The organism is Pseudomonas sp. TYF_14, from assembly GCF_043105275.1.
Lineage (GTDB): Bacteria > Pseudomonadota > Gammaproteobacteria > Pseudomonadales > Pseudomonadaceae > Aquipseudomonas > Aquipseudomonas alloputida.
In genome coordinates this window covers 101906-119595 of the sequence record NZ_JBICLK010000035.1, presented here as the reverse complement: position 1 = coordinate 119595, position 17690 = coordinate 101906, and the positions used below count along the sequence as shown (strand labels likewise).

At 64.4% G+C, this 17690-nt stretch carries 14 protein-coding genes and 1 riboswitch; of the genes, 6 read left to right on the top strand and 8 right to left on the bottom strand.

Features of this window, described 5'->3' with window-relative positions:
- Nucleotides 1-47 precede the first annotated feature (47 nt).
- From ACF8O8_RS12055 to ACF8O8_RS12040, 4 genes are all read right to left on the bottom strand, one after another.
- The gene (locus tag ACF8O8_RS12055; RefSeq protein WP_010954374.1) at nt 48-1004 is read right to left on the bottom strand and encodes a helix-turn-helix domain-containing protein; all 957 of its coding nucleotides are present in this window, start codon (nt 1002-1004) and stop codon (nt 48-50) included.
- Between the two features lie 148 nt (nt 1005-1152).
- Nucleotides 1153-3237, bottom strand: coding sequence for a hydantoinase/oxoprolinase family protein (locus ACF8O8_RS12050; protein ID WP_350297984.1), 2085 nt, complete (start codon nt 3235-3237; stop codon nt 1153-1155).
- A gap of 13 nt (nt 3238-3250) precedes the next feature.
- Complete coding sequence (locus ACF8O8_RS12045; RefSeq protein ID WP_350297983.1) at nt 3251-4996, bottom strand: hydantoinase B/oxoprolinase family protein; 1746 nt, start codon at nt 4994-4996, stop codon at nt 3251-3253.
- A gap of 152 nt (nt 4997-5148) precedes the next feature.
- A complete protein-coding gene (locus ACF8O8_RS12040) occupies nt 5149-6003 on the bottom strand; it encodes a LysR family transcriptional regulator (protein WP_010954371.1) in 855 nt (284 codons plus the stop codon).
- A 92-nt stretch (nt 6004-6095) separates the two neighbouring features.
- Here ACF8O8_RS12040 and ACF8O8_RS12035 point away from each other — a divergent pair, with 92 nt between their 5' ends.
- Nucleotides 6096-6524, top strand: coding sequence for a multidrug/biocide efflux PACE transporter (locus tag ACF8O8_RS12035; RefSeq protein ID WP_392509756.1), 429 nt, complete (start codon nt 6096-6098; stop codon nt 6522-6524).
- Nucleotides 6525-6713: 189 nt separating this feature from the next.
- Here the strand turns inward: ACF8O8_RS12035 and ACF8O8_RS12030 are convergent, their stop codons facing one another.
- From ACF8O8_RS12030 to ACF8O8_RS12020, 3 genes are all read right to left on the bottom strand, one after another.
- On the bottom strand, nt 6714-7733 hold the full coding sequence (locus ACF8O8_RS12030) for a branched-chain amino acid aminotransferase (protein WP_003247906.1): 1020 nt from the start codon (nt 7731-7733) through the stop codon (nt 6714-6716).
- 145 nt (nt 7734-7878) lie between these two features.
- Nucleotides 7879-8238 (bottom strand): hypothetical protein, encoded by a 360-nt coding sequence (locus ACF8O8_RS12025; RefSeq protein ID WP_010954368.1) that lies wholly within the window; start codon nt 8236-8238, stop codon nt 7879-7881.
- Nucleotides 8235-8612, bottom strand: coding sequence for a glyoxalase superfamily protein (locus tag ACF8O8_RS12020; RefSeq protein ID WP_350297981.1), 378 nt, complete (start codon nt 8610-8612; stop codon nt 8235-8237). Before ACF8O8_RS12020 ends, ACF8O8_RS12025 begins: the two co-directional genes overlap by 4 nt.
- 100 nt (nt 8613-8712) lie before the next feature.
- Nucleotides 8713-8919, top strand: a riboswitch (cobalamin riboswitch).
- 99 nt (nt 8920-9018) lie between these two features.
- Here ACF8O8_RS12020 and cobW point away from each other — a divergent pair.
- The 4 genes from cobW (at nt 9019) to ACF8O8_RS12000 (ending at nt 15534) form a co-directional block, all read left to right on the top strand.
- Nucleotides 9019-10086: a cobalamin biosynthesis protein CobW gene (gene cobW / locus ACF8O8_RS12015; RefSeq protein WP_392509755.1), complete on the top strand. Its 1068-nt coding sequence runs from the start codon at nt 9019-9021 to the stop codon at nt 10084-10086.
- A 3-nt stretch (nt 10087-10089) separates the two neighbouring features.
- Nucleotides 10090-13851, top strand: coding sequence for a cobaltochelatase subunit CobN (gene cobN / locus ACF8O8_RS12010; RefSeq protein WP_392509754.1), 3762 nt, complete (start codon nt 10090-10092; stop codon nt 13849-13851).
- Nucleotide 13852: 1 nt separating this feature from the next.
- Nucleotides 13853-14866, top strand: a complete 1014-nt coding sequence (locus ACF8O8_RS12005; RefSeq protein ID WP_392509753.1) for an ATP-binding protein — start codon at nt 13853-13855, stop codon at nt 14864-14866.
- A gap of 77 nt (nt 14867-14943) precedes the next feature.
- Nucleotides 14944-15534: a VWA domain-containing protein gene (locus ACF8O8_RS12000; RefSeq protein ID WP_010954364.1), complete on the top strand. Its 591-nt coding sequence runs from the start codon at nt 14944-14946 to the stop codon at nt 15532-15534.
- A gap of 106 nt (nt 15535-15640) precedes the next feature.
- On the opposite strand, the gene ACF8O8_RS11995 is transcribed toward ACF8O8_RS12000, so the two are convergent.
- Nucleotides 15641-15907: a hypothetical protein gene (locus tag ACF8O8_RS11995; protein ID WP_003247923.1), complete on the bottom strand. Its 267-nt coding sequence runs from the start codon at nt 15905-15907 to the stop codon at nt 15641-15643.
- Nucleotides 15908-16247: 340 nt separating this feature from the next.
- Between ACF8O8_RS11995 and ACF8O8_RS11990 the strand changes: the two genes are divergently transcribed.
- Nucleotides 16248-17573, top strand: a complete 1326-nt coding sequence (locus ACF8O8_RS11990) for a sigma-54 dependent transcriptional regulator (RefSeq protein ID WP_019437001.1) — start codon at nt 16248-16250, stop codon at nt 17571-17573.
- Nucleotides 17574-17690 lie beyond the last annotated feature (117 nt).

The window sequence follows — 17690 nt, the reverse complement described above, 5'->3', positions numbered from 1 at the left end:
ACGCAGCTGCGGCCCCTGTGCAAGCGGGCACGTTTCCGTAGCTTTTATCAGTGCGTACGCGTAGCCCGCACTTCGCTCGCCGTGCACCCATACTGCTGGCGAAACGCGCGGGTGAATTGCGCCTGGTCGGCAAAACCCCAGCGAAATGCCAGTTCGCCGATGGCCAGGTGGCAATGCGGGTCGCGCAGTTGCCGGTGCACGGCCTCCAGGCGTTGAAGGCGTACCCACTCATTAAGGGTGTAGGGCGTGATCGCGAACAGCTTGTGCAGATAACGCAGCGACAGCCCACAGGCGCCGGCGATGGTTTGTGGCGACAGCTCGGGGTCACCCAGGTTTTGCTGCACGTACTGCTCGACCCGCGTCAGGTGCAGGGTGCTGAGGTTGCTGCCTTCGCTGCCCAGCACGCGCTCATCCTGCTGCAAGGCCAGCAGCAGGGTGGCGGAGGCCTGTTCCAGCAGTAAATGCCGGGCTGCCGGGGGGCTGGTGTCGAAATGGCGGGCACACAGGTCGAGTTGCTCGACGAAGATGCGCCCCAGGCCCTGACGGGCGTCGAAGCAATGCCGGGTATAGCGCTTGTGCCCCAGCAGGTTGGCTTTGAGCGCACGCTCGGGCAGCTTGAGCACCCACAAGTCGTTCTGCGTGCCGTAGTGGAAGCGGTAGGGTGCATCGCCGCGCTCGACGATGAAACCGCCCGGGCTGCAACTGATCTGGTGGCCGTCCTGTTCAAAGTGCACCTCGCTGCCATGCGGCACGGTCACCAGGTAGAACGCTTCATGGTCCTGGCCGATGTGCGCTTTGCTGCGCGAGTAACCCAGCTGGCTGGACCGCAGGCGCGACAGGCTGAGCGGCGTGCTCGGCGTACTCCAGCGCTGCAGGTGGCCATCGAACGGCTGTCCGGCAGCAAATTCAAGGCTCAATGGGAAATAGGTGTCACTGATGGCTTCGGCCCAGCGTACCTGGCGCTCTGGCTGTGGCCAGCCGTGGGTCGAGAGTTCTGTGGGCATGGTGGGTCCTTTTTCAAAGAGGGCAGCATTGAAAAAAGGAACTGCAGGCAAGCTACTCAAGCAGCTCTTGTTATTGTACGAACCGCCCGGCAGCGCAAAACTGCCGGGCGGTTATCAGGCCCATGATCGGCGCGCGCCGACCGCAAGATCAACCCCCGCGTGTCACCCGGTAGGTGGCCGAAGGCTCCAGGCGAGCCTGCCAGCCGGGTGGCAGGACAATATTGGTGGTGTCTTCCTCGATCACACAGGGGCCATGCACGGTCTGCCCAGGCAACAGGTGGTTGCCGTTGAACACCGGTGTGGGCTGCCATTCACCGTCGGCACTGAACAGCATCGGGCGGACGGATTGCGCGGTGGGGGCGGGGGGCTCGGCCGGCCCCTGCAGCTCGGGTTGCGGCGGGCGTGGCAGGTGGCCGATCACCGAGCACTCCAGGTTCACCAGCTCCACCGGGCTGGCGGGTTCGCTGTACGAGTACAGGGTCTGGTGCCGGCTGTGGAAGCGGCTGATCAGCGCGGCCAGCCCTGCCTCGTCCAGGCTGTGCTGCTGCAGGTCCACACTGCACTCATGAATCTGCCCCAGGTAGCGCATCTCCAGGGTGTAGTGGCAACTGCTGGCCTGGTCGCCAAAGCCGTCTTCGCGCAGGTTGGCAAGGCCTTGCTGACGTAGTTCGGCGAGGGCCTGGTTGAGTTGCGCCAGGTCGACGTGCCCGGCGTCCAGGCGCATCGACAGGCTGGTGAGCTGGTCGTAGCGCACGTCGGACAGGATCTGGCCGAACGCACACAAGCCCGAGGCCACCTTGGGGATCAGCACGGTGTGCATGCCAATTTCTTCGGCCAGGCGCACCACGTGCATGCCCGCCGCACCGCCCGCGCCGATCAGGGCGAAGTCACGCGGGTCGTGACCGCGCTCGATCGATACGCGGCGGATGCCGTTCACCATGTTCAGGTTGACCAGGGTAGTGATGCCGAATGCCGCGCGTTCCACACTGATGCCCAGCGGTTCGGCGATCTTGCTCCGGATGGCGTCCAGCGCGGTCTGGCGGTTCAGGCGGATACTGCCGCCCAGCAGTGCGCCGTCGGGCAGGTAGCCAAGAGCCAGGTTGGCGTCGGTGACCGTGGGTTCGCGGCCACCCTTGCCGTAGCACACCGGCCCAGGCATGGCGCCGGCGCTGCGCGGTCCGACCTGGAGCATGCCAAACTCGTCCAGATGGGCGATGGAGCCACCGCCGGCACCCAGGGTCTCCACCTGGATCATCGGCACGCCGATGCGCTGGCGCAGGAAGTCCACGTCCTTGCTGAAGTTGGTGCGTCCGGCGTTGGTCAGGGTGATGTCGAACGAGGTGCCGCCCATGTCCACGGTAATGACGTTGTCTATACCGAACGGCCTCGCTACCGCCAACCCGGCTTGTGGTGCCGAGGCCGGACCGGAGTTGATCGCGTTGACGGCGCGCTCACGCATCAGGTGCCCGGGCGCCAACCCGCCATTGGACTGGAAGTAGCGTACTGGCTGCTGTGCGCCAAGTTCCTGGAACAGGCTGTCGATGCGCGCCACGTAACGTGCCATTACCGGGCTAAGGTAGGCGTTGACCACGGTGGTGGAGGTGCGGGTGTATTCGCGAATCTGCGGGAACACCTCGCAGCCGGTGCAGACGAACACTTCCGGCAGGGCAGCCCGTACCAGTTCGGCGGCCCGCTGTTCGTGGCTGGGGTTGCGCACCGACCACAGGAAGGAAATGGCCACGGCCTGCACGCCTTCGGCACGGAAGTAGTCGATGGCGGCATGGATGGCGGCTTCGTCCAGCGGGCTGTGCTCACGGCCATCGCCAAGGATTCGGCCACCGATCGGGCGGCGCAGGTGGCGTGGGGCAAGCATGTGTGCCGGCGGGTAGTGGGCGTCGTAGCGGTGTCCTTCTTCCTTGTGCCCCAGGCGGATTTCCAGGCTGTCCTCGTGCCCCTCGGTGCACAGCAGGCCCACCTTGACCCCGGTGCGCTCGATCAGCGCGTTGAGGGCCACGGTGGTGCCGTTGATGCACAGGTCACAGTTGGCGATCAGTTCGGCCGGGCTACGCCCGGTGGCGTCGGCGATCTGTGCCAGGCCGGCGCGAATGGCCAGGGTGCCGTCCTGGGGCGTGGACGGGGCCTTGAACAGCTGCACGCCGCCGTCGCGATCGGCCAGGATGAAATCGGTGAAAGTGCCGCCGGCGTCTACGCCCAGGCGATATTGGTTACGCATGCGTGTTCTCCGGTTAGCGTGGGGCGCGGGCGAGGCGGGTGGCTGTTTCGTTCAGTTGGCCATCGGCATCGAGGACCACGCCATATTCCAGGGCTGCGCCTTGTGGCGAGACCAGGCCGTTGCGCACGTCCTCCAGTACTGCTGCGACCCGACGGCGAAGTGGGTCGCCGTAGCCACCACCCCCTGGGTTGATGTTGATGATGCGTTCGCCGGGCTGCAGGGTGAGCATGGGGTTCTGCGTGTAGTGGTCTTCGCGGCCATCGGCATGGCGATGGATCAGCCGGCCCAGTTTGGGCTCGAGCAGGGCATTGCGAGCCCCGGCGGCACCGGCGGTGGGCAACTGGCGGCCCTCGCCGAAGCCGACCACGGTCATGGCGTGGTCCAGCGGTTCGATCTCCAGGCGGGTGCCCGAACCACCGCGCAATTCACCGGCGCCACCACTGTCAGCCATCAGGCTGTAGCGGTGGATCAGCACCGGATACGCGTGTTCGAGCAGCTCGATATCACCGCTCATCAGCGCCCCGAAGCAGCACAGCGGGCCGCAGGCGTGCCAGCCATCCATCACCTTGTTGGCACCGGCTCCGGAAATGATCGAGGCCAGCACCATCGTCACGTACTCGCTATTGCCGTTGCGCGGGTCGCGGCCGGCAATGTTGATGCCGCTGGTATGCCCCCAGGAGGCCGTTACCCGCTGTGGCGAGGCCTGTTCCAGCGCAGTGCGCACGGCATCGGCGAGGGTTTCCATCGGCGTGGTGGTGCAATTGACGTGGGGCGCGGGTTCCTCGGCATTGCACAGCGTACCCCTGGGGCCGACATCGACCGTTACGCAGCGATACAGGCCTTCGTTGTAAGGCGGCGCCACCTGGGCGAACATCATCAGCCCCAGGTACACCCCGGATACCGAGTTGCCCTCATAGGAATTGATGAAGTACGGCACCTGCGGCGGGCTTTCGATGCGCACATGGGCCTGGTCGCCACGGATCTGCACATGGGCGGTGATGGCCAGTTCACCCAGGCCGTGGCCGGCATCTTCGAGCACGGCGGTGCCGCTGTAGTCACCATCCGGCACATCGCGCAACAGCGCCCGCATGTGTCGGTCGGCCATGTTCTTCAGTTCGGCGATGCAGGCACGCACCTGTGCCACGCCGTATTTGTCCAGCAGCTCCAGCAAGTGCCGCTCGCCGACCTTGCAGGCGCCATACTGGGCATTGAGGTCACCTTCCTGATAAGGGCGGGCGCGCATGTTGGTGAGCATGAAGTTGATCACGTCCTCACGACGCTTGCCCTTTTCCCACAGCTTGACCGGTGGAATGCGCAGGCCCTCGGCGTAGATCTCCTTGGCATCGGGGTTGTAACCCGCCGGCACCGGGCCGCCGATGTCGGTCAGGTGGCCCTTGCAAACGGTCCAGAACACCAGCTCGTCCTGGTAATACACCGGTTTGTACATGCAGCAGTCGAGAATATGGCTGCCCTTGTAGGCGGGGTCGTTGTGGTAGATCACGTCGCCTTCGGCGATGTCGTCGCCGAAGAACTCGGCCACGCACTTCATGGCCGGGATCAGCGAGCCCAGGTGGATGGGAATGTCCTGGCCCTGCAGGATCATTTCCGGCAAGTGGTCGAACAGCGAGTTGGAATAGTCGTGGGCGAGGTTGAACACACTGGAGCGCCCGGTCTTTTCCAGGGTCAGGGTCATTTCGCGTTGCGCTGTCTCCAGCGCACCCCGGACAACCGCAAGGGTGATCGGATCTACTGTCTGCATAGGTCACCAACGTTTGTTCTTGTGCTTTAGGTGCGTGCCGCGGCGGGGCGGCGCGTGGTGACAGGCTAAGGGGCGGGGTGGGGGGAAGGCTTGTCGCTGGGTGTACCGGTTGTTGTGTCTGGGCGCACTTCAAGTTCGGGCAGGCGACACAACTATTGCCCCAACATCTGTCGCACCAGCCATTGCCCGGCCGGCCCCAAGGCACGCCGGCTCGACCAGGCCACATCCATATCCACCCGCCGGGGGTAGCCCGCTATCTGCAACTCCACCAGCTCGTTGCCAAACCGTTTTACCAGCGCCCTGGGCAGCTCGGCCCAGCCAAACCCGCGTACGGCGAACTCCAGCAGGGTAAGGTAATCCGGTGCCGACCACGCTTGGCCACGGCCGTGGTGCAGGCTGGGGGCATAGGTCTTGATATACAGCTGTCGGGCGTTCTCCAGATGCTGTGCCTGTACTTGCGGCAGGCTTGCCAGCGGATGCTCGCTGGCGACATACACGCCGAACTCTGCCTGCTCCGGCAAGCGCGCCACGGCCACGTCGGCGGGGTAGCCGGGCTGTGTGGCAAGGATGCCGACATGGGCCAGGCCCTGCTGGATCATCTCGATTACATCAGCGTCCTCCGCCGGGCCGCAGCGTAGCTCGGTATGGGGGTAGTGCTGGGCGAAACGAGTCATCACCGCCCCCTGGAACGTTACGCTGTAGCTGTCCGACATCACCACAGATACCAGCGCCTCGACATTTTGCGCCAGTCGCACTGCCAGCGCATCGAGCTGGGCGCTGGCCTCGAGAATTGCTTCGACATGGCTCAGCACCTGCCTGCCCGCCTCATTGAGCGTGGGGTGGCGGCCATTGCGGTCAAACAGCGGGCAGCCGATATCGGCCTCGAAATTGGCGATGGCGATGCTGACAGTGGACTGGCTTTTGCGCAGCTTGCGCGCCGCCGCAGAAAAAGAACCGAGTGAGGCGGCTTCGGTAAAGGCGACCAGAGCTTCGGGAGAGTAACGCATGGTATTGATAAAACCGATGGTAGCTATGTCGCGAGTATCAGTTCTATCAAAGAAAATGGGAAGCACGACTCCCGCAATGGATGGAATTTGCAATGAAAAACGTGTCTTTCACCGAACGCCTGGTCCACGCCGTTGGCTATGAAGTTTTTGCGGTACTGCTGTGTGCGCCGCTGCTGTCCTGGATCATGGGCAAGTCGTTGGCAACAGCGGGCGCGCTGGCGGTGACCCTGTCGGTGATCGCCATGCTGTGGAACATGGTCTACAACGTACTGGTCGATCGCTGGGTGCAAACCGAACGCATCAACTGGAAGGCCAGTACGCGTTTCGTGCACGGTCTTGGCTTCGAAGCCGGCCTGGTGGTGTGGTGCCTGCCGGTGGCGGCTTGGATGCTGGAGATTTCGCTGCTGCAGGCATTCATGGTGGAGCTGGGCTTCTTCGTGATCATCCTGCCCTACACCGTGGTCTACAACTGGGCGTTCGACAAAGCCCGGCACCTGCTGGTGCAGCGGCGTGTGGCATGATTCTGTCACCCGGCGCGGGCTTGCCCGCTAATGCGGCTGCACTGACAACGGTGATCTCCCAGGCATTATTGGCTGGCGGGTGTGGCCTATTCGCGGGTAAACCCGCTCCTACGAGGGGGCCGTGTAAACACATGAAAAAACGGGGCATGCCATTGCTGGCATGCCCCGTTTTCATTCAGCTGATGCGTCTCAGGCGACCTTGACGATCCAGCCTGCCGGTGCCTCTACATCGCCGCTCTGGATACCGGTCAGCTCGTTGTAGAGCTTCTGGGTAACCGGGCCGACCTTTTCCAGATCGTGGAACACGTGCAGCTTGCCGTTGTACTCGATGCCGCCGATCGGGGTGATCACGGCTGCGGTGCCGCAGGCACCGGCTTCGACGAAGCGGTCCAGCTTGCTGATCTCGACATCGCCTTCGATCACGGTCAGGCCCAGACGCGATTGCGCCAGTTCCATCAGCGAGAGGCGGGTGATGCCGGGCAGTACCGAGGCCGATTTCGGGGTGACGAACTCATTGTTGGCGGTGATGCCGAAGAAGTTGGCCGAACCGACTTCCTCGATCTTGGTGTGGGTCAGCGGGTCGAGGTAGATGGCGTCGGCGAAGTTGGCCTTCTTCGCTTCAGCGCCCGGCTGCAGGCTGGCAGCGTAGTTGCCACCGACCTTGGCCGCGCCGGTGCCCTGTGGGGCAGCACGGTCGAAGCTGGAAATCTGGAAGTTGTGCGGCTTCATGCCGCCCTTGAAGTACGAACCAACGGGGATGGCGAACACCGAGAAGATGAACTCGGGGGCGGTGCGCACGCCAATGTTGTCGCCGGTGCCGATCACGAACGGGCGCAGGTACAGGGCGCCTTTGCCGTGCGGTGGCACGAACTTTTCATTCGCCTTGACCACTTGCTTGCACGCTTCGATGAACACATCGGTCGGCACGTGCGGCATCAGCAGGCGTGCGCAGCTGCGCTGCATGCGGGCCGCGTTCTGGTCCGGGCGGAACAGGTTGATCGAGCCGTCCTTGCAACGGTAGGCCTTCAGGCCTTCGAAGCACTGCTGGCCGTAGTGCAGGGCCGTGGAGCCTTCACTGATGTGCAGTACGTTGTCTTCGGTCAGGGTGCCCTTGTCCCACTCGCCATTGCGCCATACGGACAGGTAGCGTTTGTCGGTCTTGATGTAGTCGAAACCCAGCTTGTCCCAATTAATGCTTTCGTTGCTCATGACACCCTCATTGTCTTGCAAGTGCCCGATCGCTCGGGCTGCTGTTATATGCGCACCATGCCACCTTAATACATCCTTGGCGGATCGGGAACGGCCAGTCACGAATTGATAGGGTGCGAAGCGATACTATCGTCAAACCGCAGGGTCAATGCCCCTGCAGGCGTTTTCCCCAGTCCCCGCCATGCACCCGTGCACAGGCCTCTTCGCTGTCATAGCGTACATGCCAAGCGGGATGGTCCAGCTGTATTCCGGCGTGGTCCAATGCCTGGCAGGTCAGTGCCAGCATACGTGCCTTTGCGTCGCCCGCCACTGCAGCGGCTTTATCGGCCTCTTGCTCGAATACCCAGGTAATACGCAGGCTGCCCGGAAAGTCCTCGGGGTCGAGGCGATGGGTAAGCCAACTGAAGCCGACAATCTCCGCCTTGGCGGTTTCGCAGGCATCGGTCAGGCACGCGACCAACTCCCGCTCCAGGCGGCCCATTTCGCGTTTGCCCAATGCCTTCACGGGTTGGCCTCGTCATCGATCTGTTGGCAAAAGCGCAGGCGGTTGCCGAACGGGTCCCACACCTGCATCTGCAGGCCCCAATCCATGCGCTCGGCCTCAGGCCGGGCGAAACCGTACTGTTTACCCTGCAATTCACGCTCCAGCGCGTGCAGGTCGTCGAGGCGGGCGAACACGGTCGAGCCAGGGCAGGCATCGCCATGGTGCTCTGAAAGGTGCAGGATCAGGCCATCACGGTGGATCTGCATGTACAACGGCAAGTCCGGGCTGAAGCGGTGCTCCCAGTCCAGGCTGAAACCCAGGAAATCGAGGTAGAACTCCTTGGCCTTGTCGATCGAGAATATGCGCAGTACAGGTATGGCGGGGGCGAGGGGCATGGTGCGTCCTTGACCGTGGATAAGGCGCCACTGTAGCGCACTTGCGCCCAGCGTTGTCGACCGGCCCCGCAGCAATGGTTGACCACCCGCCAGCCACTGCGTAGCCTTGCCACTTCGAGGTTCTTCGGCCTGGCCGAAGCTAAGACGGGAACGCGGTACAAGCCGCGGCTGCCCCCGCAACTGTAAGCACCGACAACGGATCGACACAGCCACTGCGCCAACGCGCGGGAAGGCGTCATCCCGCCAGCCCGAACGGGGACATGGAACGGTGCAAGCCAGGAGACCTGCCTCGTCACGTTTTCGACTTTCAACCGGGCGGGGTGATCCGGTGGCGAACAAGCCCGGCCGGCCTGGCCCGCGGCTGTCGTCCTGCATGCCCGCGCCACACTGCCAAGGGCAATGCGACATGAAAACACTGGCCAAGCTCCCCGTCACCATCGTCACCGGCTTCCTCGGCTCGGGCAAGACCACCTTGCTGCGCCACATGCTCGACAACGCTCAGGGGCGCCGCATTGCGGTCATCGTCAACGAATTCGGCGAACTGGGCATCGATGGCGAAATCCTCAAGCAGTGCAGCATCGGTTGCACCGAGGAAGAAGCCAGCGGCCGTGTGTACGAGCTGGCCAACGGCTGCCTGTGCTGCACCGTGCAGGAAGAATTCTTCCCGGTGATGCGCGAGCTGGTAGCCCGCCGTGGCGACCTCGACCACATCCTCATCGAAACCAGCGGCCTGGCCCTACCCAAGCCATTGGTACAAGCGTTCCAGTGGCCGGAAATCCGCAACGCCTGCACCGTCGATGCGGTCATTACCGTGGTCGACAGCCCGGCCGTGGCCGCTGGCACCTTTGCCGCCTACCCGGACCAGGTCGATGCCCAGCGCAAGCTCGACCCTAACCTGGACCATGAATCGCCCCTGCACGAGCTGTTCGCTGACCAGCTGGCCAGCGCCGACCTGGTGGTGTTGAACAAGGCCGACCTGATCGACGCCGAAGGCCTGGCCAAGGTGCGTGCCGAGGTGGCCGAAGAACTGCCGCCGGCGGTGAAAGTGATCGAGGCCAGCAGCGGCAAGCTGCCACTGGAGGTGCTGCTGGGCGTGGGTGCCGAGTCCGAGGCGCATATCGATAGCCGCCGAACCCACCACGATTCGCACCACGATGGCGACGATCATGACGATCATGACCACGACGCTTTCGACTCCATCTCCATCGACCTGCCTGAAGCCGACGAAAGCCTGCTGCTCGATGCATTGACCCAGTTGGTGGTGGAGTTCGGTATCCTGCGCGCCAAAGGCTTCGCCGCCATCCCGGGCAAGCCGATGCGCCTGCTGGTACAAGGCGTGGGCACCCGTTTCGACAAGCACTTCGACCGCGCCTGGCGCGCCGACGAGCCGCGCATCACCCGCCTGGTGCTGATCGGCCAGGACCTCGATGCTGCCCAGCTGGAGGCGCGCCTGCGCCAGGCGCTGGGCGCCTGACCCATGCACCTGCTGCGGACTCAGCCCGGTGGTTTCGTACCGGATGACAGCATTGCCGACCTCGGCCAGACACCCGCCGAGCTGGTGATTCTCTGCAGCGGCGATTCACACCTGGCCTTGCTCGCCGACACCGCAGAGCAATTGCCCGAAGACTTTCCCAGCCTGCGTCTGGCCAACCCGATGCAGGTGCAGAACCATGCCTCGGTCGACCTGTATGTCGACCAGGTGCTGCGCCACGCCAAGGTCATCCTGGTGTCGCTGCACGGTGGCGTTGGCTACTGGCGCTACGGCGTCGAACAACTGGTCGAGCTGGCCGCCCGTGGCGTGCAGCTGATTCTGGTGCCGGGCGATGACCGCCCGGACCCGGAGCTGACCAGCCTGGGCAACGTCCGCGGTGAGCAGGCCGAGCGGCTTTGGCATTACCTGCGCCAGGGCGGCAAGGCCAACGCCATCAACCTGTTCAACTGCCTGGCCAGCCAATGGCTGGGCCGCGACTATGCCTGGGACGAGCCGCAGCCTTTGCCGCGCACGGCGGTCTATCACCCCGCCAAGGGCAGCGCGACACTCGAGGACTGGTACCCACACTGGCACCCCGAGCAGCCAGTGGCACCGCTGCTGTTCTACCGTTCGCACCTGCAAGCGGCCAATACCGCCTTCATCGACGTGTTCTGCCAGCGCCTGCAGGCTGCCGGCCTGAACCCGTTGCCGATCGCCGTGGCCAGCCTCAAGGAAAGCGCCTGCCTGGAACAGGTCGAAGCCTGGCTGGACGAGGTCGGCGCCGAAGTGCTGGTCAATACCACCGGTTTCGCCTTGTCCAGCCCCGAGCGCCCCAACCTGCGCCCGTTTCGCCGCGACATCCCGGTGCTGCAGGCCATCTGTGCGCAGGACAACCAGCCTGGCTGGGAAGCCAGCGAGCAGGGCCTGGGCGCGCGCGACCTGGCCATGCACATTGCATTGCCGGAGCTGGACGGGCGCATTATCACGCGCCCGGTCAGCTTCAAGGACATGGCCTGGCGCAGCGAGCGCAGCCAGTCCGACGTTGTCTGCTACCGCGCCCACCCCGAGCGCATGGACTTTGTCGCCGAGCTGGCCCGCCGCTGGGTCGAGCTGGCCCGCCTGCCCAATGCCCAGAAGCGTGTGGCCCTGGTGCTGGCCAACTACCCGACTCGCGACGGCCGCATTGGCAATGGCGTCGGCCTGGACACGCCCGCCGCCGCACTCAACATCCTCAAGGCGCTGCAGGCCGAAGGCTACCCGCTGGCCGAATTGCCGGGCAGCGGTACGCAACTGATCCATCAGCTGCTCGGTGGGGTGACCAACGACCTCGACCACCTCGACCAGCGCCCCTGTGCCCAGAGCCTGAGCCTGGCCGATTACCAGGTGGCCTTCGAGCGCCTGCCGCAGGCCAACCGCCAGGCAGTGCTGGAACGCTGGGGGCCGCCCGAACAGGATCCGATGTTCCGCAGCGGCCGGCTGATGGTTGCCGGCCTGCGCTTTGGCTTGACCTTCGTCGGTATCCAGCCGGCGCGGGGCTACCAGGTGGACCCCAGCGCGGTGTATCACGACCCTGACCTGGTGCCGCCGCACGGCTACCTGGCATTTCACTTCTGGTTGCGTCACGCATTTGCCGCCGATGCGGTGATCCACGTCGGCAAGCATGGCAACCTCGAATGGCTGCCCGGCAAAGGCGTCGGGCTGTCGGCGCAGTGCTGGCCGGACGCGCTGCTGGGTCCGCTGCCGAACATCTACCCGTTCATCGTCAACGACCCGGGCGAGGGTGCCCAGGCCAAGCGCCGCACCCAGGCGGTGATCATTGACCACCTGATGCCGTCGCTGACCCGTGCCGAAACCTATGGCCCGCTGCGCCACCTGGAACAACTGGCCGACGAGTTCTATGAAGCGCAGTTGCTCGACCCTCGACGTGCCCGCGAGTTGCAGCGTGACATCCTCGAGCTGGTCAAGGCCAACCACATCGACCGTGAATTGCAACTGGAAGGGCAACTGGACGATGCGGCACTATGGCTGCCACGTCTGGATACCTACCTGTGCGACCTGAAGGAGTCGCAAATTCGCGATGGCCTGCACGTGTTTGGTCAGTCACCTGAAGGGCGGCTACGCCTGGATACGCTGCTGGCGTTGTTGCGGGTCGAGCGTGGCGACGGTCGTGGGGGTAATGCCAGCCTGCTGCGGGCTTTGGCCAAAGCACTGGTGCCGGGCTGGGACCCGCTCGACTGCGACCTTGGGCAGCCGTGGCAGGGCATACGCCCTGAACAGCTGCAGGCCATGAGCAATGAACCTTGGCGCACCTGTGGCGACACCCGCGAGCGCCTTGAGCTGCTGGCACTGCAGGTGATCGGGCAGGCATTGGAGGGCACGGCACAGTTACCCGACCTGAGTGAGTGGCAACCGGTGCACGCTGTAGTGCAGGCCCTGCGTGAAGCGGTCGCACCCAGCCTGGACGCCTGCGGCACGGCGGAAATGCATGGCCTGCTGGCGGCACTGGCCGGGCGCTTCGTGCCCGCCGGCCCCAGTGGTGCGCCTAGCCGAGGGCGCCTCGATGTGCTGCCCACTGGCCGCAACTTCTATACCGTGGATGTGCGCAACCTGCCCACCACCACAGCCTGGCGCCTGGGCTTCGCCTCGGCCAGCCTGATCCTCGAGCGCCATCTGCAGGACCACGGCGATCATTTGCGTCAGCTCGGCCTGTCGGTGTGGGGCACGGCGACCATGCGCACCGGCGGCGACGACATCGCGCAGGCCATGGCGCTGATGGGCGTGCGGCCTGTCTGGGCCACCGGCAGCCAGCGCGTCGACGACTTCGAAATCTTGCCGTTGAGCCTGCTCGACCGCCCCAGGGTGGACGTGACCTTGCGCGTTTCCGGCTTCTTCCGCGATGCCTTCGGTAACCTGATCCGCCTGTTCGACGCCGCCGTGCAGGCCGTGGCCGCGCTGGACGAACCTGACGACCTCAACCCCCTGGCTGCCCGCGTGCGCAGCGAGCGGGCCGCGCTGCAGGCTCAAGGCGTGGATGCCGAGCAGGCTGCACGTCAGGCTGGCTGGCGGGTGTTCGGTGCCAAACCCGGCGCATACGGTGCCGGGGTGCAGAACGCCATCGACGGGCGCTTGTGGCACAGCCGCGACGACCTGGCAGAGGTCTACCTCAACCACGGCGGCTATGCCTACGGCGGCAGCGACGACGGCACCCCGGCCCGCGCCCAGTTCGCCCAGCGCCTGGCCAAGGTGCAGGCGGTGCTGCAGAACCAGGACAACCACGAGCACGACCTGCTCGATTCCAACGATTACTACCAGTTCCAGGGCGGCATGCTGGCGGCCTCGGAAACCCTGTCCGGGGCGGTGGTGGCCAGCTACCATGGCGACCACAGCCAGGCCGACCGACCGCGCATCCGTACCCTCAAGGAAGAGCTGAACCGGGTGATCCGTGCCCGTGCGCTCAACCCCAAGTGGATCGACGGGATCAAGCGTCACGGCTACAAGGGTGCCTTCGAGATGGCCGCGACAGTCGACAACCTGTTCGCCTTCGACGCCACCACGCACCTGATCGACGACCATCATTACCAGGGGCTGGCCGATGCCTATGTGCTCGACCCGGCGACCCGCGATTTCATGCGCGAGCACAACCCCGAGGCCCTGCGCGACCTCACCGAGCGCCTGCTGGAGGCCCAGCAGCGCGGCTTGTGGCAGGCGCCGGGCGACTACCGCGAAGCCCTTGAGGACCAACTGCTCGATGGCGAGGAACAGGCTTGAAATGAGTGAACCCGTACAATTTCCGCTGGCGGCCGTGGTCGGTGCAGACGACCTCAAGCTGGCGCTGTGCCTGACCGCCATCGACCCCAGGATCGGTGGTGTGTTGATCGAAGGGCCGCGTGGCATGGCCAAGAGCACCCTGGCCCGTGGCCTGGCCGACCTGCTTGGCGAAGGCCCGTTCGTCACCTTGCCATTGGGCGCCAGTGAAGAGCGGCTGGTCGGCACCCTCGACCTGGATGCCGCGCTGGGGCAGGGCAAGGCGCAGTTTTCCCCGGGCGTGCTGGCCCAGGCCGACGGCGGTGTGCTGTATGTCGATGAGGTCAACCTGCTGCCCGACACCTTGGTCGATCTGTTGCTTGACGTGGCTGCCAGCGGCACAAACCGCATCGAGCGTGACGGTATCTCGCATCGGCACAGCGCCCGCTTTGTACTGATCGGCACCATGAACCCGGAAGAGGGCGAACTGCGCCCGCAGTTGCTCGACCGGTTTGGCCTGAACGTGGCGCTGGAGGGTTTGCCGGAGCCCGAGGCCCGGCAGCAGATCATTCGCCGGCGCCTGGCCTTTGACAGTGACCCTCAGGCGTTCTGCGCACACTGGGCCCAGGCCCAGGCGCAACTGCGCGAGCGCTGCCAGGCGGCGCGCCAGGCCCTGGCCGACATTGCCCTGGATGACCAGGCGCTGGCCTGGATTACCGAGCGCTGCTACGCCGCCGGCGTGGACGGCTTGCGCGCCGACCTGGTGTGGCTGCGCGCTGCGCGCGCCCACTGTGCCTGGCGGGGGGCTGCAGCTATCGAAGAAGTGGATGTCGAGGCGGTGGCCGAATTCGCCTTGCGCCATCGCCGCCGTATGACGCCCCAGGCCAACCCGCCGTCGGCGCCACAGCCGCCCGACCCTCAGCCTGGTGCCGGCAACCCGGGTGAACGGGGCGGGCAGGGCGACTGGGGGGCATTACCGGCACAGCCGGTGGCCAGCGGCGCCCGCCGTGAGGTGCCGAACTGGGCAAAAAAGCCCTGAGCATCCCCCAGCCACCAGCCAAAGGGGCGGATGCCAGAGCGGGCATAGGCAAGCAGAACGGTACCCGCCGTGGCCTCGTGCGAAATGCGGCGGCCGGCCGGGTAGCCTGGCTGCCGACCTTGCTCAAAGGGCGGCCACGCCAGCGACAGGACCTGTGCTGGCAGCAGCGCCAAGGCAGGCCTGCTGAGTTGTGGCTGGTGATCGTCGATGCCTCGGCTTCAACCCGGCGCCATCAGGCGCTGGCGCAGACCAAAGGGCTGCTGGCGGCGTTGTTCGACCAAGCCTATCGACAACGCGCCCGCCTGGCCCTGCTGACTGCCAGCGGGCGCACACCACAGTGGCAGCGCCACGGGCTGAAGGCATCCGCTGCCTTGCAACCCTGGCTGCAGGCCTTGGGAGCAGGTGGGGGCACGCCGCTGATCGCCGCACTGGAACAGGCGCGGCACTGGCTACAGGCGCGGCAGCGAGCCCATCCGCAAGAGGCCTTGCGTTGCCTGGTGTTCACCGACGGTCGCCTGCAGCACAGCAATACCGTGCAGCCGATGCCGTGCGCCACGTTGTTGGTCGATATGGAACTGGCGCCCGTGCGCCTGGGACGCGCGCAGCGTCTGGCAGAACAATTGCAGGCTGATTACCAGCACTTGCAACAATTCAGGGTGATGGATTGAACTGGCAGGTTGCGACACTTTGTCGCAATTGGGAAAGTTGCCACAACAGCAACAGAGAAGTTGTACAAGTGCGTGACCATGCACGCACTTGTTGTGCTGGCCAATATTACTTCGGCATCGACCACGGTTGCAGGTCGTAGCCCTTTTCACACAATTCGGCGCGCACTTCTTCGATCAGGCTGGCCCATTGGGCCGGGTCGGAGTAGATGCGCGACGACACCTGCTTGGCGCCGATGCGGGTGCTGGTCCGGTCGATCACTGCCAGGCTCAGTTCACCAGTACCGTTGGGTGCATCCCAGGCTACGCACTGGAAAGGTTCGAAGGCGTGGTCGGCAATCAGCAGTGCTTCGTTGACACGGAGCGGGGCATTCATGGTTCGGTCTCTCTATGGTCCCAAACATCGAAGTGAAGTCCGCGTTGCTTCAAAGTCGCCTCATTGATCGCGAAGTGCAGCGCGGGGTTATGTCTACTGATGCTCGTTGTTCGTGGGTAAGTCACACATTGGCTGTAAATTTTTTTCAGGGTCGACACTGTTCTTGCCTGCGCCGCCATGTGATGTCGATAAAGTGCGAAAATTCCCGTGGCGGTTTGTAAAAAAATGATTCGGCAGACAGACGGTACTGGGCACCGTCAACTTCGTTGCTACTGTTAAACGGGCGCCACAACTTGCTGTTTTATTTCAAAAAACCAAAAACTGGCGCCAAGGATCGGTCATGCAGCAGCCTGCCGCTCAACGCCGTTTGCTTATCGTCGACCCCTGCGACGATTGTCACCGCTTGTTACCTGGCCTGCGCAACGCAGGGTGGGATGTGGACAGCTGTATGCTCGGGGCCGCGTTGGACCACACGTGCGATGTCGGGTTATTGCGTTTGCAGGCTTCGCACCTGAGGCACCCGGACGCGGTCAAGGACATGATCAAGCGCAGCAACACCGAATGGATTGCCGTGCTCAGCGCCGACCAGCTGCGCATGCCGGCGTTCGGTGATTTTGTGTGTGAGTGGTTTTTCGACTTCCATACCCTGCCGTTCGACGTCTCCCGCGTGCAGGTAACCCTGGGCCGGGCCTTCGGCATGGCGCGCTTGCGCGGCAAGGGGGCCGTCAAGGTCGATGAGACGACCCATGAGTTGCTCGGCGAAAGCCGGCCTATCCGCGAGTTGCGCAAGTTGCTGGGTAAACTGGCACCCACCGAATCGCCGGTGCTGATCCGCGGTGAGAGCGGCACCGGCAAAGAACTGGTGGCGCGCACCCTGCACCGCCAGTCGCAACGCAGCGAGCAGCCGTTCATCGCGATCAACTGCGGGGCCATCCCCGAGCACTTGATCCAGTCCGAACTGTTCGGCCATGAGAAGGGCGCCTTTACCGGTGCTCACCAGCGCAAGACCGGGCGTATCGAAGCGGCCGATGGCGGCACATTGTTTCTTGATGAAATCGGCGACCTGCCGTTGGAATTGCAGGCCAACTTGCTGCGTTTCTTGCAGGAGAAGCACATCGAGCGGGTGGGTGGCAGCCAGCCCATACCGGTGGATGTACGGGTGCTGGCGGCCACCCATGTGGACCTTGAGCGGGCCATCGAGCAAGGGCGTTTCCGCGAAGACCTGTATTACCGCCTGAACGTCTTGCAGGTGGTGACCGCGCCGTTGCGCGACCGGCATGGTGACCTGTCGATGCTGGCCAACCATTTTGCCCATTTCTACAGCGTGGAGACCGGGCGTCGGCCACGGTCGTTCAGCGACCATGCCCTGGCGGCGATGGGGCGGCATGACTGGCCGGGCAATGTGCGCGAACTGGCCAACCGCGTGCGCCGGGGGTTGGTGTTGGCTGAAGGGCGGCAGATCGAGGCGCAAGACCTGGGGTTGCAGCTGCTCGACCCGGAACAACAACCGCTGGGCACGCTGGAAGAATACAAGCAGCGCGCCGAGCGCCAGGCACTGTGCGATGTGCTCAACCGGCACAGCGACAACCTGAGCGTGGCGGCCAAGGTGCTGGGCATTTCACGGCCGACGTTCTATCGGTTGTTGCACAAGCACCAGATACGCTGAGCGGCGCTCTCAAAGGGAAACCACAAGCCCCTGTAGGAGCGGGTTTACCCGCGAAAGAGCCGGGCCTACTAGCCAATGTCCACCTGCCGTTCACCATTGTCGCGGCTACCGTATTCG

Bases quoted from the DNA above. Each gene is read 5' to 3' on its own strand.
- ACF8O8_RS12055 (WP_010954374.1), bottom strand. From the start codon at position 1,004: ATGCCCACAGAACTCTCGACCCACGGCTGGCCACAGCCAGAGCGCCAG.
- ACF8O8_RS12050 (WP_350297984.1), bottom strand. From the start codon at position 3,237: ATGCGTAACCAATATCGCCTGGGCGTAGACGCCGGCGGCACTTTCACC.
- ACF8O8_RS12045 (WP_350297983.1), bottom strand. From the start codon at position 4,996: ATGCAGACAGTAGATCCGATCACCCTTGCGGTTGTCCGGGGTGCGCTG.
- ACF8O8_RS12040 (WP_010954371.1), bottom strand. From the start codon at position 6,003: ATGCGTTACTCTCCCGAAGCTCTGGTCGCCTTTACCGAAGCCGCCTCA.
- ACF8O8_RS12035 (WP_392509756.1), top strand. From the start codon at position 6,096: ATGAAAAACGTGTCTTTCACCGAACGCCTGGTCCACGCCGTTGGCTAT.
- ACF8O8_RS12030 (WP_003247906.1), bottom strand. From the start codon at position 7,733: ATGAGCAACGAAAGCATTAATTGGGACAAGCTGGGTTTCGACTACATC.
- ACF8O8_RS12020 (WP_350297981.1), bottom strand. From the start codon at position 8,612: ATGCCCCTCGCCCCCGCCATACCTGTACTGCGCATATTCTCGATCGAC.
- cobW (WP_392509755.1), top strand. From the start codon at position 9,019: ATGAAAACACTGGCCAAGCTCCCCGTCACCATCGTCACCGGCTTCCTC.
- cobN (WP_392509754.1), top strand. From the start codon at position 10,090: ATGCACCTGCTGCGGACTCAGCCCGGTGGTTTCGTACCGGATGACAGC.
- ACF8O8_RS12005 (WP_392509753.1), top strand. From the start codon at position 13,853: ATGAGTGAACCCGTACAATTTCCGCTGGCGGCCGTGGTCGGTGCAGAC.
- ACF8O8_RS11995 (WP_003247923.1), bottom strand. From the start codon at position 15,907: ATGAATGCCCCGCTCCGTGTCAACGAAGCACTGCTGATTGCCGACCAC.
- ACF8O8_RS11990 (WP_019437001.1), top strand. From the start codon at position 16,248: ATGCAGCAGCCTGCCGCTCAACGCCGTTTGCTTATCGTCGACCCCTGC.